Source organism: Desulfovibrio sp. JC022, assembly GCF_010470665.1.
GTDB lineage: Bacteria > Desulfobacterota > Desulfovibrionia > Desulfovibrionales > Desulfovibrionaceae > Maridesulfovibrio.
This window is the reverse complement of sequence record NZ_VOPZ01000006.1, coordinates 178,824-194,635: the sequence shown is the minus strand read 5'-3', so window position 1 is coordinate 194,635 and position 15,812 is coordinate 178,824. Positions and strand designations below refer to the sequence as shown.

Here is a 15,812-nt window from a genome sequence, read left to right as displayed (position 1 = left end):
ATCACTGGTCTATGAATTCGCTTCCACTTAGCAGGGAAAAAACATCCTTCCCCTTGCGGGAAGGTCCTAGTTCTCTAATTTATATCCTTTCCCTTAAGGGGAAGGTCAATGCGGTTTTTTGAGTCAAGCTTCAGAAACTCTTGTTATGATATGTTTGGGAGTTGGTAAAGTGTTTAAATATCCTTTTATTTTAAGTGTTTATCTCGATGTGTCGGAAATTAGAAAATATTTTCCACATATTACCTCCTAAGCTACCCTGTTTTAGATTGAATGCAAGTTTTTATTGTTACATTTGGGTTACAAATTAGATCCTCTATTCAGTCCTTATACAGACCCTTCGGTGCAGTAAATTGACAACAAATGTCGTAAAGCTGTTGTGAAATTGAATATTGGTTCAACCCAAGTTTTGCCTGATGATAATTAAATTCAAGAAAAGGTATTACGAAAATACTGTCGTTGATTTTGAGAATCACGAATTTTTTGTCGTGACGAAAATGTCATTCCTTAAAAGTCTGTCTTTTTAGGGTCTTACAAGAAAAGTTGCTAATTTTGTGAAATCTTTGTTGACCTTCCCCCTTAGGTCAGGGGCTACGCTGTTTGCAGGATGTGGAAAAGGTGGATTCTTAAGAAAAGCATCCGTCAAAAGTCATAAGTCATGGTTTTGAACTGCAATACCAGCTCAATGGAGATTACATGAGGTATCAAGGCGAAGAAGCTCTCGGGCTTATCGAAACTCTCGGAATGGTTCCGTCCATCGGCGGCGCGGATCAGATGCTTAAAACAGCAGATGTTAAACTCGTTGGTTATGAAAACATCGGTTCTACCCTCGTAGCCGTAATGGTTAAGGGTGATGTTGCAGCCGTTAAGGCTTCTGTGGATGCAGGTGCTGCTACCGCAAAAGAAATCGGCGAACTTACCGCACAGAACGTAATGCCCCGCCCCATTCGTGGCGTCGGCGATATCGTTTCCGTTCATGGTGTGGAGACCACGGACGAAACTGATTACTCCGGCCCCCGTCCTCGGGCTATGGGTCTGATTGAAACATTCGGTATTGTTTTCATCCTTGAGGCGGCAGACGCCATGATGAAAGCCGCGGACGTAGAACTCATCGGCTACGAAAACGTTGCTTCCGGATACATTTCCGTACTGGTTCAGGGTGATGTGGCAGCATGTCAGGCCGCTGTTGAAGCCGGCGTGAAAGCTGTGGAACAGATGGAAGCGAAAGTATACGCATCCCTCGTTATCCCCACACCCCATCGCGATCTGGAACAGATCACCAAGATTTACGCAATCGACAACCTGCTTCCTTAAGTGAAGCTTTGGTTGATGCCGGGTATTAAGTAACGTTTCAGTCACAGGTAAAGGGGTAAGCGATGATTGTTGACAACGATTTGCTCTCCATCCAGCAAGCCAGAATTCTGGCGGAAGTTGCTCACGAAGCACAGAAGAAGCTGGCAACCTTCCCGCAGGAGAAGCTTGATGAAATAGTCGAGCAGCTTGCGGACGCGGTTGAGGAGCATGCCGAGGAGCTGGCGCTCATGTCTCATGAAGAGACTGACGGCGGCAAATGGCAGGACAAGCTGGTCAAAAACCGCTTCGTTTGTAATCAGGTCCGTAAGGAATTGCGCGGTATGCGCTGTGTGGGTGTTATCAATGAAGACCCGCAGAAGAAGATTACTGACATCGGCGTGCCCGTTGGCGTTATCGCAGCTCTCTGTCCAGTGACCGGTCCGGTTTCAACCACGGTTTATAATACCCTGATTGCGATTAAATCTGGAAACGGTGTTATTTTTTCCCCCCATCCCGGTGCAGTAAAGAGCATCGGCCGGGTTCTGGATATCATGATCGAGGCCGGAGAAGCTTGCGGGCTTCCTGAAGGCTGCCTCTCCTATCTGGAGACGGTTACAAAAAGCGGAACCTGTGAACTGATGAATCACAGGAACATATCGCTGGTCATGGTCACCGGAGTTCCCGGGATGATCGAATATGCCCAGAAAACCGGCAAACCGGTCATTTACGGGGGAACCGGCAACGGTCCGGCTTTTATCGAACGTTCTGCCGACATTGGGCAGGCTGTTAAAGATATCATTGCCAGCAAGACTTTTGATAACGGGATTGCTCCTTCAGCGGAGCAATCCATCGTTGTCGATTCCTGCGTTGCCGTTGATGTACGCCATTCTCTCAATTCCTGCGGGGCATATTTCATGTCCGAAAGCGAGGCTGAAGCCCTTGCCGCACTGTTCATCGCGCCTGACGGGCAGCGCAGGAAAGGCATGGCCGGGCAGGCCGCGCAGACACTGGCCCGTAGAGCCGGTTTCAGCGTACCCGAAACTACCACCGTGCTGGTGGCGGAACGTAAATATGTTTCCGACACCGACCCCTATTACAGAGAATTTCTTTCCCCTGTTCTGGCCCTTTATGTGGAAGACGACTGGATGCACGCCTGTGAAAAGTGCATTGAGCTGCTGCTCCACGAAAGGAACGCCCACACACTGGTCATTCACTCCGCAGATGAGGATGTGATTCTCCAGTTCGCGCTGAAGAAGCCTGTCGGCCGACTTCTGGTCAACACCCCGGCTGCTTTCGGCGGTATGGGGGCCACCACCAATCTGTTCCCCTCAATGACTCTGGGCAGTTCTTCTGCCGGGTTCGGAATCACTTCCGATAACGTTTCACCTGCGAATCTGATCTATATCAGAAAAGTCGGTTGCGGCGTCAGACGTGCTGAAGAAGTGCTGGAACAGAATGGTCAGGCAGGCGGTCAATATAAAGTCAAAGAAAACGATTCCAATATGGTGCAGGTCATTCAACAGATCCTGCAAAAGGCCATTGAAGCCATAGATGATCCAGCGGATCGCTAAGAATCAAATCCATTAAACGGAGGAAATACAGTGGATCTTCAAAGTTTTTCCAACAAGCTTGCTGAAGCTACCAAAAACCTTTCCGACGCTGAACGCGCCTCACTGAAAAAGATTTTTGAGGGTGTCTCTGCCGAGGTATTCAAAGAAGGCGCAGGACAACCTGCTGCTGCAACCTGCACTACTCGCACCGAGACTAACGGTATCCCCAACGGTCCCACCGATCGTCACCTTAAGCTGAAAGAGAACTTCCTTAAGCATGTTCCCTCCATCAGTGTTGAGTCCGCTCGCGTTATGACCGAAATCGCCAAGGCAAACCCCGGTATTCATCCGGCAACCCTGCGCGGTATGAGCTTCAAAGCATGCTGCGAACAGGCTCCTCTGGTAATTCAGGACCACGAACTCATCGTCGGTAACCCCACCGGTGCTCCCCGTCGCGGTTCTTTCTCTCCTGAAATCGCATGGCGCTGGATGAGAGACGAGCTGGAAACCATTGCTTACCGTCCACAGGACCCCTTCCATATTTCTGAAGAAGACAAGAAATACATGAAGGAAGAGCTTTTCCCCTTCTGGGAAAGCAAGTCCCTCGACGAGTACTGCGAAGGTCAGTACCGTGAAGCAGGTCTCTGGGAACTCTCCGGCGAATCCTATGTTTCCGACTGCTCCTACCACGCTGTAAACGGTGGTGGTGACTCCAACCCCGGTTACGATGTCATCCTGATGAAAAAAGGCATGCTCGACATCAAAGCCGAAGCGCAGGCCCACCTCGAGGAACTCGACTACGATATTCCCGAAGATATCGATAAAATTTACTTCTACAAGTCCATCATCGACACCGCTGAAGGTGTAATGATCTACGCAAAGCGTCTCTCCGAGTACGCAGCTCAGAAAGCAGCTCAGGAAACTGATCCCAAGCGCAAAGCTGAACTGCTCAAAATCTCTGAAGTCAACGCCCGCGTACCTGCACACAAGCCCGAGACTTTCTGGGAAGCTGTTCAGGCAGTTTGGACCATCGAGTCCCTGCTGGTTGTTGAAGAAAACCAGACCGGTATGTCCATCGGCCGTGTTGACCAGTACATGTACCCCTACTTCAAGGCTGACCTCGAAGCAGGCCGCATGACTGAATACGAAGCTTTCGACCTCGCCGGTTGTATGCTCGTTAAGATGTCCGAAATGATGTGGATCACCAGTGAAGATGCTTCCAAGTTCTTTGCCGGTTACCAGCCTTTCGTAAACATGTGCGTCGGTGGTGTTACCCGCGAAGGTTTCGACGCAACCAACGATCTGACCTACCTGCTCATGGACGCGGTTCGTCACGTTAAAATCTACCAGCCCACACTGGCCACCCGTGTTCATACCAAATCTCCTCAGAAGTATCTGAAGAAGATTGTTGAAGTTATCCGCGCAGGTATGGGTTTCCCCGCTGTTCACTTTGATGATGCACACATCAAAATGATGCTCGCTAAAGGCGTTTCCATTGAAGATGCCCGCGACTACTGCCTCATGGGTTGTGTTGAGCCTCAGAAATCCGGTCGTCTCTACCAGTGGACTTCTACTGCCTACACCCAGTGGCCCATCTGCATCGAGCTGGTCATGAACCACGGTGTGCCCCTCTGGTACGGCAAGCAGGTCTGCCCCGACTTCGGTCCTCTTGAAGCTTACGACACCTACGAAAAATTCGACGGTGCTGTTAAGGAAATGATCAAGTACGTTACCAAATGGACCAACGTTGCAACCGTAATTTCCCAGCGCGTTCATAGGGATCATGCTCCTAAACCCCTCATGTCCCTCATGTACGAAGGCACCATGGAGTCCGGCAAGGACGTAGCCTCCGGCGGCGCCATGTACAACTTCGGTCCCGGCGTTGTCTGGTCCGGTCTCGCAACCTACGCCGACTCCATGGCAGCCATTAAAAAGCTGGTCTTCGACGAGAAGAAGTACACCCTCGCTCAGATGAACGAAGCTCTCGTTGCTGAATTCAAGGGTTACGACCAGCTCAAGGCCGACTGCCTTGCTGCACCTAAATACGGTAACGATGATGACTACGTAGATATGATCTGCGCAGACCTCGTTCACTTTACCGAAGTGGAGCACCGCAAGCACAAGACCCTGTACTCTGTGCTCTGCCACGGAACCCTGTCCATCTCCAACAACACCCCGTTCGGTCAGCTCCTCGGTGCTTCCGCTAACGGACGTGATGCCTGGATGCCTCTTTCCGACGGTATCAGCCCGACTCAGGGCGCGGACTACAAAGGACCCACCGCGGTTATCAAGTCTGTTTCCAAGATGGCTAACGACATGATGAACCTCGGTATGGTTCACAACTTCAAGATCATGTCCGGCCTGCTTGATACTCAGGAAGGTGAAAACTCACTTATTACCCTGCTGCGTACTGCAAACACTCTGGGTAACGGTGAAATGCAGTTCAACTACCTTGATAACGCAACTCTTCTCGACGCTCAGAAGCACCCCGAGAAGTACCGTGATCTCGTTGTTCGCGTTGCAGGTTACTCCGCATTCTTCGTAGAGCTCTGCAAAGACGTACAGGATGAAATCATCAGCCGTACTATGATGGAAACTTTCTAGTACCGACTATTGATTGAATAAAAGACCCTCGGGATTTGAAGTAATAATACAGCAAGAGATAAGTACCGTGATTGAAAGAAAAGCTCAGATATTCAACGTACAGAAGTACAATATGCATGACGGACCGGGAGTGAGAACTCTCGTATTCTTTCAGGGGTGCCCCCTGCGCTGTGAATGGTGCTCAAATCCCGAGGGTCAGTATAAAAGATACGAGATCCTTTTTAAAAAGGATCAATGTATCAACTGCGGAGCGTGTGTCTCCGTCTGTCCCGTCGGCGTTCATAAGATCGACGGAGCAGGAAAACATTTCATCGACCGCGATGTCGAATGTGTAGGCTGCCGCAAATGTGAAAACGCCTGCCTGCAAAGTGCACTGGCAATTGTTGGTGAATCAAAGACCATTTCCGAACTGCTCGAGATTATCGAAGAAGACCGCCCGTTTTACGAAACTTCCGGCGGCGGCGTGACTCTCGGCGGCGGTGAAGTTCTTTCCCAGCCCGAAGCAGCGGCCAGCCTGCTTCAGGCCTGTAAGCAGAACGGCATCAATACTGCCATCGAAACCTGCGGTTACGCCCGTCCCGAAGTGATCGAAAAAGTAGCCCCCTTCGTGGACCTCTTTCTTTTCGACGTCAAACATATGAATTCCGAACGCCACCGCGAAATCACCGGTGTGCGTAATGAGATGATCCTCGGCAACCTGATCTGGCTCCTTGAAAACAGGTACAACGTCAGAATCAGAATGCCCATGCTCAAAGGTGTAAACGACGGTGAAGAAGAAATCCTGCAACTTGTGGAAATGCTCAAGCCTTATCAGGAACATAAAAATTTCAAAGGGGTGGATCTGCTTCCTTACCACAAGATGGGCGTTAACAAGTACACCCAGATGGGATGGGAATACCCGGTGGAAGGTGACCCCAAACTGAGCAATGCCGATCTCGAACGCATTGAGCAGGCCATCAGTAAATACAATTTTCCGGTCTCAGTGATCAGACACTAAGCCAACGCCAATCAAATCTATCCATGTGGATTTGATTAAAAAAAAGAATTTATTTTTGGGCGAGAGATTCGTTCAAATCAGCGATTAGGGAGAACATAGCTATGAACTCACTTGGATTCATTGAAACAAAAGGACTGCTGGCCGCCATCGAAGGTGCAGATGCAATGCTTAAGGCTGCCGCAGTAAATCTTTTGGAAAAGAATATTTCCGGCGGCGGGCTGGTGACCATCACAGTCAGCGGTGAGGTTTCCGCTGTACAGGCCTCTGTTGAGGCCGGGGCAGCAGCCATCGCACGAATCGAAGGTGCAGAGTTGGTTTCCCGTCACGTAATCGCTCGTCCTTACGATGAACTGGACAAGATTATCGCAACTGGCATGCCGGTTGTGGAAGCTGAAGAAATTTCACGGGAAGTAGCACAATCGCCCGCTTCTGCGGCAGAGCAGGCTGAGCCTGCTCCCGCGGAAGAAAAAGTCGAAGCTCTAGAATCTCCGAAAGAGAAGTCTGAAGCCCCGGCAGTGCAGGAGTTCGCACCTGAAGCCCCGGCTGCTCCCGAAGTAAAGGAAGTTGCCCCGGCAGAGGAATCCCCGAAGTACCGGGCCGCGGAACTCAGGAAAATGAAAATCAGTAAGGTCCGGCAGATTGCCAGAAACTTGGACGGTATTTCCTTGACTAATGAAGAGGTTAAGAAAGCCACCAAGAAGACACTTATTGACGCGATTATAAATGTTACCAGGCAGATAGAGGAGTAATCCAATGGTAGACAAGGATTTATTGTCCATTCAAGAAGCCCGTTCACTGGTTCGTGCCGCTAAAACAGCACAGGCTGATCTGGTGGAAATGACTCAGGAACAGGTTGACGGCATTGTAAAGGCTATTTCCGAAGCAGCTTACGCTCAGGCGGAATGCCTTGCAGCACTCGCTGTTGAAGAGACCGGTTTTGGTAAGGTTCAAGACAAGAAGACCAAGAACATTCTTGCAAGTCAGAGCCTTTACGAAGCTATCAAAGATATGAAGACCATCGGTGTGCTTTGCGACGACAAGGAAAAGAAGATTGTCGAGATCGCCGTTCCCATGGGTGTTATTGCAGGGATCGTTCCCTCCACCAACCCCACGTCTACGACTATCTACAAATCCATGATTGCCTTGAAGTCCGGGAACGCAATTGTGTTCACCCCGCACCCCAGCGCAAAAAAATGCATCGGCAAGACTGTTGAAATTATCCGTTCCGTGCTGCACGACTGCGGCGTAAGTGAAGATCTGGTCAGCGTCATGAGCGTGCCCACCATTCAGGGTAGCGGCGAGCTCATGAAAGTTTCCGATCTCATTCTTGCAACCGGCGGTCCGGGTATGGTTAAGGCTGCATACAGCTCCGGTACCCCCGCTCTCGGCGTAGGTGCTGGTAACGTCCCCGCCTACATCGAAAGATCCGCTGACATTAAAGATGCGGTCACCAAGATTTTTGCAAGTAAGACCTTTGATAACGGAACCGTCTGCGCATCCGAGCAGTCCATTATCACTGAGTCCTGCATTGCCGAGCAGGTCAAAGCTGAAGTTATCGCCCAGGGCGGTTACTTCCTTTACGGCGAAGACCTGACCAAGGTTAAAGCTGTCATGGAACGTGGCAACGGTTCCATGAACCCCGCAATCGTAGGCCGCGATGCCTGCTACATTGCCAAGCTGGCCGGAATCTCCGTGCCTGCCGGAACCCGCCTGCTCGTCTCTGACGAAAAAGGTGTCGGTCACAAGTATCCTTTCTCTAAGGAAAAACTTACCGCGCTGCTCGGTTTCTACGTTGTTGAAGATTGGAAAGGTGCTTGCGAGATGTGTCACGCGCTGCTGGAAAACGGCGGCATCGGTCATTCTCTGGCCATCCATTCCAAGAATGAAGAAGTTATCCGTGAATTCGGTATGAAGAAGCCTGTTTCCAGAATGCTGGTTAACACTCCGTCCACCCACGGTGCTGTAGGCCTCACTACTTCTCTCTTCCCCTCCTTTACCCTTGGTTGCGGTACTGTAGGCGGAAGTTCCACTTCCGATAACGTAACCCCGCTCAACCTCATGAACGTGAGAAGAATGGCATACGATCTCGGAAACGTATCTTGTGAATCCGCTCCTGCGGCTCATGCATCTGATTCCGATTCCATCGATGTTCAGGCTATCACTGCCATGATCGTCGAGCAGCTCAAGCAGATGGTATAGCAGGAAGCAATAACTTCCCGCTCGAAAATATAAATAGCTATTCCCGTACAGGGATTAGAGGGTGGCCGAAAGGCTGATAAATCAATTTAAAGGAGAACTAAAATGTCCTCATTGAACGCACTGGGTATGATTGAAACCAAAGGTCTCGTTGGCGCTGTTGAAGCTGCTGATGCAATGGTAAAAGCTGCAAACGTAACTCTGGTCGGTAAGACTCAGGTTGGCGGCGGTCTCGTAACCGTTATGGTTCGTGGCGATGTTGGTGCTGTTAAAGCTGCAACTGACGCTGGCGCAGCAGCAGCTCAGAACGTTGGTGAACTCATCAGCGTACACGTAATCCCCCGCCCCCACGGCGAAGTTGAAATCATCCTTCCTAAGTCTGAAGGTTAATTAGTCTTGAATGGTTCCGGCTTGCCGGAACCATCAAGGCCGGGGAAGGAAAGCTTTGCCCGCATGCTCTTTCCTTCCCCGGCCGTAATCGAATAGGCCGTACCGCGCGTTGCGCGATACCTGATCAGAACGGACAATTTTTTTCACACAGAAATGAGCATGAACGAACAAGTCATTAACGATATCATGGAAGGGGTCATCAAAGGCGTAATCGACCAGTTGAAGACCGAAGCTCCGCATGTTTCCGTATCCACCGGAGCAACCGAGCCTATCCCCGTAGAACTTTCCGCCCGTCACGTTCACCTCAGCGAGCAGGACGCCCTTGAGCTTTACGGCAAACCTCTGACCCCGGTTCGTGAACTTTCCCAGCCCGGTCAGTTTCTTTGCGAAGAGCGTGTGCGCCTCATCGGCCCCAAAGGCGTAATGGACAACGTTGCTGTACTCGGACCCGCACGTTCCGCTTCACAGGTAGAAATTTCAAACACCGAAGCCCGTACCCTTGGTATTAAAGCTCCGGTTCGCCAAAGCGGCGATGTTGCCGGAACTCCCGGTATCATCCTCGCTTCCCAGACCGGAATTGTCGGTCTCGAAGAAGGCGTTATCGTGGCTGCACGCCATATTCACATGGCTCCCGAAGACGGAGACAAGTTCGGCGTGAAAGACAACGACCGCGTCAGTGTTCGCCTTGAAAGTGACCGTCCGGTTATTCTCGAAGACGTTGTCTGCCGCGTACATCCTTCGTTCAAACTGGCTATGCACATCGATCCCGATGAAGGCAACAGCGCAGGCTGGAACAAGTCTGTTACCGGTAAGATTGTAAGATAGGGATTTGAGGCGCTTCGCGCTTTGATTGAAAGATTTCGCCTCCGGCGGCTTAAGCCCTTTTTGAAAAAAGGGCTTAAGAATCCCAAAAACTTTTAGTTTGGCTTCGCCACTGATTACGTGAGAGTGGTCGGGGAAGAGAAAGTAATCATGGATTTTTCAGCAATTGACCAGCAGATCAGCGATCTTGAAAGCTGCATTGAGAACACCGTTCCCGTCAGTGCGAACGAGGAACTTCTGGTGGGCGTGGACCTCGGTACTGCGTACATCGTGGTGGTTGTCCTGAACAGCAAAAAGGAGCCTGTGGCCTGTGCCATGGAATTTGCGCGGGTCATCAAAGACGGTCTGGTTGTTGATTACATGGGTGCTACCCGCATCACCCGCAAGCTGGTGGGCGAGCTTGAAGAAAGACTGGGACGTAAGCTGGAGCGCGCAGCCATCGCCGTTCCTCCGGGGACCGGGAAAAAGGACGTCACCACCCACCAGTACGTGGTGGAAGGTGCCGGACTGGAAGTGACCAACGTGCTGGACGAGCCCACCGCAGCCAACGCGGTTCTCGGCCTTGAAAACGGAGTTATCGTCGACATCGGCGGCGGTACCACCGGCCTTTCCGTTTTGGAAGAGGGTGAAGTCACTTACGTAGCTGACGAACCCACCGGCGGAACCCACGTGACTCTGGTTCTTTCCGGTAATTTCAAGGTCAGCTTTGAAGAAGCCGAAGACCTGAAAAAGGTCAAAGAACGTCAGGATGAGATCCTGCCTGTCGTCCGCCCGGTGGTCCAGAAAATGGGCACCATCGTTAAGGCGCACATCAAGGATCGTGATATTTCAGCCATTTATCTTGTAGGCGGTACATGCTGCCTCAAGGATATGGAAAAAGTGGTGGAAAAAGAAGTGGGCATCCCGGTCTACAAACCGGCTAACCCGTTTCTGGTAACCCCGCTGGGCATTGCCCTGAACTGCTAAGTCAGCAGATTGGTTAAACAAAGAGGCGAAGCCTAATAAAAGTTTTTGAAGAGTCCAGAGAAACTTTTTCCACAAATCCGCAGGACAGCGGATTTGCCCGGTGCCAAAAGCACCGCCCCACAGGGGTAAGCCCCAGGAAGGGGCGCAATAAAAAGTTTCTTTGGTCCCCGAAGGGCCGCCGGAGGCATCTTAAATGAGCGTAGACGTAAATGAACTGGTTAAATCCATCGCAGCAGAAGTGCTGAAACAGCTCCAGCCTGAGTCAAAAAAGGCTTGTGCGCTGGTTCTGGCTGAACGCGACTGCCTTGTTGCCGAGAAAGTCCGCAATACAGTCGGCGATGAATACGAATACTACTTTTTCGGCGAAGAAGCTTCCTGCGCTCAGTTCTGCCGTTACATAGTGCCTTCCCTGTGCGTCTGCGAAATGTCTGACCTTGCTGTCGGTAAAGCTCACGGCAAGATTATGACCGAGGTCCTGCGCCAGATGTTGCTGGGTCAGACCGTGGAAGTTCTGGCCTTTGGTTACGAAGAATACAGCCAGACTGCTCCCGGTCCGCTGTATGCACTTTATCAGGCCCATGAAAAGACTCTCGCTGGCTTCGGCATGAAAAGATTTCAACCCAAGGCACCCGAGTCCCTGAAATTCAGGGAATCACTGATCACCGAAAAGGTGGTCAGTGGTGCGGCGGCACAGGGTGCTAAAGAACTGGTGGTACTGTCTGCGGCACGGGTAACCCCCCTTGCCGAGGAAGCAGCCAAGGAATTGAACATTAACATCAGCAAGACCCTCTAAGGATTGTTTTATGATTATCTGTAAAGTTGTAGGCAATGTCTGGGCCACCCGCAAGAATGATGATTTGAGCGGGGAAAAGCTGATGGTTGTTCAGCGGCTGGATATCGAAGAAAAGGGCAGTGAAGAAATTTTCGTAGCTGTGGACTGCGTTGGCGCGGGCATCGGCGAGCAGGTTCTGGTCACTACCGGAAGCTCCGCACGCATGGCCCTGCGTAACCACGAAGCACCTGTTGATGCCGCCATTGTCGGTATCATCGATGAAGTTCAGGCACAGGTTTAGGTCTTATGGAAACGCTGGGAATAGTTGAGTGCTGGCACATTGCATCCGGAGTACGGATTGCTGATGCCATGATGAAAGCTGCGGATGTAGAGCTTGTCCGTGCTTCCACTATTTGTTCCGGCAGATACCTGATTTTTGTTACCGGTGATCGCGCTGCTGTAGCTGCCAGTGTTGACGCTGCAGAAGCTGACGGCAGTAAGATCAAAGCCAGCTTTGTTATTTCAAGCCTTTCTCCGGAAGTGGCTGCTGTGTTGAAAAGTCCCATTGTTCTGGCGGATGTACAGGCTCTGGGAGTTATCGAATGCCGCAATGTTTCCACCGGTGTGATGGCTGCTGATGTGGCGGTCAAGCGTTCCGGTGTGGAGTTGGCCCGTTTTGTAGCAGGGCAGGGTATCAACGGTAAATCATATTTCGTTATGAGCGGCGATGTAGCTGCGGTTCAGGAAGCCGCAGACGCTGCATCAGCCGCTTTGGGCAACAATCTTATTGAGGCGGTCGTCATCCCCGGACCCGACGCCTCGGTCGTAAAGGCCTTAGTACGGGGAACGAGGTAAAGATGAAAAAGAAACTAATCGAAGCGGGCAATCTTGATTCATTTGTTTGCCCGGACAGTGACACTCTCTACGTGGACAATACCATGCTCCTTACTCCCGGTGCCAAAGATGAGCTCCGTAAGAGAAAGATCAGCATTGCCCGCGTTGAAGATGCCGCCGCTGCTGTTGCCGAAGCCGGTAACGGCGGATGCGGTAACCCGGACTGCACCAAAGATGTTTGTGACGAATGCGAAGATCTGGTCATGGGCATTGCAGTTCTGCTGAAGGAAGAATACGGAATCACCGATCTTGGACAGCTCAAGGAAATGAGTTTCAAGCTTGCTGAAGCCGTTAAAGGAAATATTTAAAAGTCTAGTATCCTAAGAGGAGAAAATTATGTCATCCAACGCTCTCGGAATGGTAGAAACCAAAGGTCTGGTCGGCTCTGTAGAAGCAGCCGATGCTATGGTTAAAGCAGCAAACGTAACTCTCGTCGGCCGTGAACAGGTCGGTGGCGGCCTCGTAACCGTTTTGGTTCGCGGCGATGTTGGTGCTGTTAAAGCAGCAGTTGACGCAGGTGCAGCAGCAGCTGAACGCGTTGGCGAACTGCGCAGCGTACACGTGATACCCCGTCCTCACAGCGAAGTGGAAGTTATTCTTCCCAAATGCGCTGTAAAGTAAGGACTTAAGGGGCGCAGGTACCCATCACCCCTCACACCTGCGCCCCTATACAAATTTTATGTTGAATAGATTTTAATCCTGATATTTTGATTCATTGGAGAAAAGGGTGACACAGTTCTACGGCAAAACAAAAATCTGCTACGGCGAGGACGCTCTGGATAATCTGGAGACTATCCCGGCAACGCGGGCTTTTATTGTTACCGATTTATTTATGGTTAAGACCGGTTTTGCTGACCGGGTCCGTACCCATCTGGATCGCAACGGGATTCCCTTCATCGTCTTTGATGAGGTTGAACCCGATCCTTCCCTTGAGACAGTTACCAAGGGAGCACAGATTTTCCTTAAAAATCAGGCTGACCTGATTATCGCCCTTGGCGGCGGTTCACCCATTGATGCGGCTAAAGCCATTTCCTTTTTTGCCGGCAAGGCTCTTGAAGGAAAGGTAAAGCCCACACTGGTTGCCATCCCCACCACTAGTGGTACCGGGGCTGAAGTTACCAGTTATGCTGTGGTCACCGATAAAGTTAATGAGGTAAAGATTCCTCTTAACGATGAAATGCTCATCCCGGATATGGCTATCCTTGATGCCCGTTTCACCCGTTCCCTGCCTCCGCATGTTACTGCGGCAACAGGTATGGACGTGCTGACCCACGCCATTGAGGCATATACTTCCCGTGATGCCAACGCTTTTACTTCCATCTACGCAAGATACGCTATCCGTTACGTATTCAAGTATCTCAAGCGGGCCTACATCAACGGTGATGACATGGAAGCACGCGAACATATGCTGCTCGGTTCCTGCATGGCAGGCATGGCTTTCAACAACAGCGGACTGGGCATTACTCATTCCATCGCCCATTCTCTCGGCGGAATTTTTCATGTGCCTCACGGACTGGCAAACGCGGTAGTCCTGCCCCACGCAATCAAGTTTAACAGCTTTGATGTGGGCATCCGTTACCACGAAATTGCTACCATGCTGGAACTGCCTGCTGAAACCGTTGAAGAGGGCACCAGATCTCTCATTGATGCGGTCAGCGAACTCAATGAGTCCATGGGCATTCCCAACAATATCGGCGCATTGAAGATTGATGAAAGTGTTTTCAAAACCAGCCTGAACACCATTGCCCGCAACGTGCTTGAAGATATCTGCACTGCGAGCAACCCCAGAAATCCCTCACGTGATGACGTAAAGGAACTTCTGCTCAAGGCTTGGTAAGAGGTTTTTGAGGCGCTATCGCGCTTTTGGATAATTCGATTTTGCCTCCGGCGGCTTAAACCCTTTTGCAAAAGGGTTTAAGAATCCCAAAACCTTTTATTTGTTTATTTTCGAGTTTTTGAATCTAACCGTTTGAATAGGTGAGATAAAATGGCTGTAAATATAGTTGATATTATTCGCGAGACAGGCGTTGTCGGTGCCGGTGGTGCCGGCCTGCCGACTCACGTTAAAGCTGAAGCAACTGTTGATACCGTTCTGGTAAACGGTGCCTCCTGTGAACCGCTGCTCATGAGCGATCCTTACCTCATGGAAGCGGAAGTGGACACCATGATCCGCGGCCTTGAAGCGATCATGGATTGCACCGGAGCCAAGAAAGGCATCATCTGTCTCAAGGGCAAGCACGCCAAAGCTGTTAAAGCCGTTGAAGACGCGGTTGCACGTGACACTTCCGGTCGTCTCGAATGTTTCGTACTTAAAGATTTCTATCCTGCCGGTGATGAACAGGTGCTGGTTTACGAAGTTCTGGGACGCACTGTTCCCGAACGCGGTATTCCCCTTCAGGTGGGTGCTGTAGTCAGCAACACCGAGTCCCTGTTCAACGTGGCTCTGGCTCTGGACGGTAAACCGGTAACCCACCGCTACCTGACCGTTGCCGGGGAAATTAAGACCCCCATGGTTGTTAAAGTTCCCGTGGGAACCCTTGTTTCCGACGTGCTCGAATTTGCAGGCGGACCGACCATTTCCGACTACAAAGTCGTAGACGGCGGCCCCATGATGGGCCGGGTTCTTCCCGATACCAACCAGCCGGTAACCAAAACCACCAGCGGTCTTCTGGTCCTGCCCCCGAACCACAACGTGGTTGCAGGCAAGGTAATGGACCCCGAAAAGATCCGCCGCATCACCAACACTGTCTGCTGTCAGTGTTCACGTTGCACTGATCTCTGTCCTCGTAACCTGCTCGGCCATTCCCTGCATCCGCACAAGCTGATGCGTGTGATTGCCAACAACGAGCTGGATACTGAAGTCGCTAAAGAAGCACTGCTTTGTTCCGAGTGCGGCATCTGTGAAAAATTCGCCTGTCCTATGATGATTTCCCCGCGTGAGGTAAACGCCCAGATCAAGCAGGTCCTGATGAAGGAACGCGTAACCTGGGAATCCAAGGGCAATGAACTGAAAGCCAACCCGTTCCGCGCAAGCAGAGCTATTCCCACCAAGCGCCTTATTCAGCGTCTGAATCTCGGCAAGTATGACGGTCATCCCGAATACGCTGGTGAGTATACTCCCTCTGTGGTCAACATCCGTCTCGGTCAGCACATCGGTGCCCCGGCACAGTGTGTTGTTTCCGCAGGTGACAAGGTAAGCTGCGGCGACCTGCTCGGTGAAATTCCCGAAGGCGCAATGGGCGCAAGGGTTCACGCCAGCATTGACGGCGTTGTTGAAAGCGTTGAAAACGGCGTAGTAGTTATTAAGAAATAATTATCAGGGATTCCAAAG

16 protein-coding genes and 1 pseudogene are annotated in these 15,812 nt (G+C 51.0%); all 17 read left to right on the top strand.

Features of this window, described 5'->3' with window-relative positions; translation table 11 throughout:
- Nucleotides 1–693: 693 nt before the first annotated feature.
- Nucleotides 694–930, top strand: a pseudogene (locus FMS18_RS21070) (BMC domain-containing protein); the annotation flags it as partial.
- Between the two features lie 96 nt (nt 931–1,026).
- A complete protein-coding gene (locus FMS18_RS21065) occupies nt 1,027–1,311 on the top strand; it encodes a BMC domain-containing protein (RefSeq protein ID WP_275405829.1) in 285 nt (94 codons plus the stop codon).
- Between the two features lie 62 nt (nt 1,312–1,373).
- Nucleotides 1,374–2,861 carry an aldehyde dehydrogenase family protein gene (locus FMS18_RS11470; protein WP_163294624.1) on the top strand — a complete coding sequence of 496 codons (1,488 nt, stop codon included), beginning with the start codon at nt 1,374–1,376 and terminating at the stop codon, nt 2,859–2,861.
- Nucleotides 2,862–2,891: 30 nt separating this feature from the next.
- On the top strand, nt 2,892–5,444 hold the full coding sequence (gene cutC / locus FMS18_RS11465; protein ID WP_163294622.1) for a choline trimethylamine-lyase: 2,553 nt from the start codon (nt 2,892–2,894) through the stop codon (nt 5,442–5,444).
- Nucleotides 5,445–5,511: 67 nt separating this feature from the next.
- Entirely contained in the window at nt 5,512–6,441 is a 930-nt protein-coding gene (gene cutD / locus FMS18_RS11460; protein WP_163294620.1) for a choline TMA-lyase-activating enzyme, read from the top strand.
- Between the two features lie 101 nt (nt 6,442–6,542).
- Nucleotides 6,543–7,190 carry a BMC domain-containing protein gene (locus FMS18_RS20990; RefSeq protein WP_163294618.1) on the top strand — a complete coding sequence of 216 codons (648 nt, stop codon included), beginning with the start codon at nt 6,543–6,545 and terminating at the stop codon, nt 7,188–7,190.
- A gap of 4 nt (nt 7,191–7,194) precedes the next feature.
- Nucleotides 7,195–8,640 (top strand): acetaldehyde dehydrogenase (acetylating), encoded by a 1,446-nt coding sequence (locus FMS18_RS11450; RefSeq protein WP_163294616.1) that lies wholly within the window; start codon nt 7,195–7,197, stop codon nt 8,638–8,640.
- Between the two features lie 102 nt (nt 8,641–8,742).
- Complete coding sequence (gene eutM / locus FMS18_RS11445; protein WP_136674136.1) at nt 8,743–9,027, top strand: ethanolamine utilization microcompartment protein EutM; 285 nt, start codon at nt 8,743–8,745, stop codon at nt 9,025–9,027.
- A gap of 159 nt (nt 9,028–9,186) precedes the next feature.
- The gene (locus FMS18_RS11440) at nt 9,187–9,852 is read left to right on the top strand and encodes a phosphate propanoyltransferase (protein WP_203544613.1); all 666 of its coding nucleotides are present in this window, start codon (nt 9,187–9,189) and stop codon (nt 9,850–9,852) included.
- A 147-nt stretch (nt 9,853–9,999) separates the two neighbouring features.
- A complete protein-coding gene (gene eutJ / locus FMS18_RS11435) occupies nt 10,000–10,815 on the top strand; it encodes an ethanolamine utilization protein EutJ (protein ID WP_163294612.1) in 816 nt (271 codons plus the stop codon).
- Between the two features lie 193 nt (nt 10,816–11,008).
- Nucleotides 11,009–11,608, top strand: coding sequence for a hypothetical protein (locus FMS18_RS11430; protein ID WP_163294610.1), 600 nt, complete (start codon nt 11,009–11,011; stop codon nt 11,606–11,608).
- 10 nt (nt 11,609–11,618) lie between these two features.
- Nucleotides 11,619–11,888 carry a EutN/CcmL family microcompartment protein gene (locus tag FMS18_RS11425; RefSeq protein ID WP_163294608.1) on the top strand — a complete coding sequence of 90 codons (270 nt, stop codon included), beginning with the start codon at nt 11,619–11,621 and terminating at the stop codon, nt 11,886–11,888.
- A 5-nt stretch (nt 11,889–11,893) separates the two neighbouring features.
- A complete protein-coding gene (locus tag FMS18_RS11420; RefSeq protein ID WP_163294606.1) occupies nt 11,894–12,442 on the top strand; it encodes a BMC domain-containing protein in 549 nt (182 codons plus the stop codon).
- A 2-nt stretch (nt 12,443–12,444) separates the two neighbouring features.
- Nucleotides 12,445–12,789: a hypothetical protein gene (locus FMS18_RS11415; protein WP_163294604.1), complete on the top strand. Its 345-nt coding sequence runs from the start codon at nt 12,445–12,447 to the stop codon at nt 12,787–12,789.
- Between the two features lie 28 nt (nt 12,790–12,817).
- On the top strand, nt 12,818–13,102 hold the full coding sequence (locus FMS18_RS11410) for a BMC domain-containing protein (RefSeq protein WP_203544612.1): 285 nt from the start codon (nt 12,818–12,820) through the stop codon (nt 13,100–13,102).
- A 106-nt stretch (nt 13,103–13,208) separates the two neighbouring features.
- On the top strand, nt 13,209–14,318 hold the full coding sequence (locus FMS18_RS11405) for a 1-propanol dehydrogenase PduQ (protein ID WP_163294602.1): 1,110 nt from the start codon (nt 13,209–13,211) through the stop codon (nt 14,316–14,318).
- 150 nt (nt 14,319–14,468) lie between these two features.
- Nucleotides 14,469–15,794, top strand: coding sequence for a 4Fe-4S dicluster domain-containing protein (locus tag FMS18_RS11400; RefSeq protein ID WP_163294600.1), 1,326 nt, complete (start codon nt 14,469–14,471; stop codon nt 15,792–15,794).
- Nucleotides 15,795–15,812 lie beyond the last annotated feature (18 nt).

Coding starts and splice junctions, on each gene's coding strand:
- FMS18_RS21065 (WP_275405829.1), top strand. CDS start 1,027: ATGGGTCTGATTGAAACATTCGGTATTGTTTTCATCCTTGAGGCGGCA.
- FMS18_RS11430 (WP_163294610.1), top strand. CDS start 11,009: ATGAGCGTAGACGTAAATGAACTGGTTAAATCCATCGCAGCAGAAGTG.
- FMS18_RS11425 (WP_163294608.1), top strand. CDS start 11,619: ATGATTATCTGTAAAGTTGTAGGCAATGTCTGGGCCACCCGCAAGAAT.
- eutJ (WP_163294612.1), top strand. CDS start 10,000: ATGGATTTTTCAGCAATTGACCAGCAGATCAGCGATCTTGAAAGCTGC.
- FMS18_RS11415 (WP_163294604.1), top strand. CDS start 12,445: ATGAAAAAGAAACTAATCGAAGCGGGCAATCTTGATTCATTTGTTTGC.
- FMS18_RS11450 (WP_163294616.1), top strand. CDS start 7,195: ATGGTAGACAAGGATTTATTGTCCATTCAAGAAGCCCGTTCACTGGTT.
- FMS18_RS11410 (WP_203544612.1), top strand. CDS start 12,818: ATGTCATCCAACGCTCTCGGAATGGTAGAAACCAAAGGTCTGGTCGGC.
- FMS18_RS11470 (WP_163294624.1), top strand. CDS start 1,374: ATGATTGTTGACAACGATTTGCTCTCCATCCAGCAAGCCAGAATTCTG.
- FMS18_RS11440 (WP_203544613.1), top strand. CDS start 9,187: ATGAACGAACAAGTCATTAACGATATCATGGAAGGGGTCATCAAAGGC.
- FMS18_RS11420 (WP_163294606.1), top strand. CDS start 11,894: ATGGAAACGCTGGGAATAGTTGAGTGCTGGCACATTGCATCCGGAGTA.
- FMS18_RS20990 (WP_163294618.1), top strand. CDS start 6,543: ATGAACTCACTTGGATTCATTGAAACAAAAGGACTGCTGGCCGCCATC.
- eutM (WP_136674136.1), top strand. CDS start 8,743: ATGTCCTCATTGAACGCACTGGGTATGATTGAAACCAAAGGTCTCGTT.
- FMS18_RS11400 (WP_163294600.1), top strand. CDS start 14,469: ATGGCTGTAAATATAGTTGATATTATTCGCGAGACAGGCGTTGTCGGT.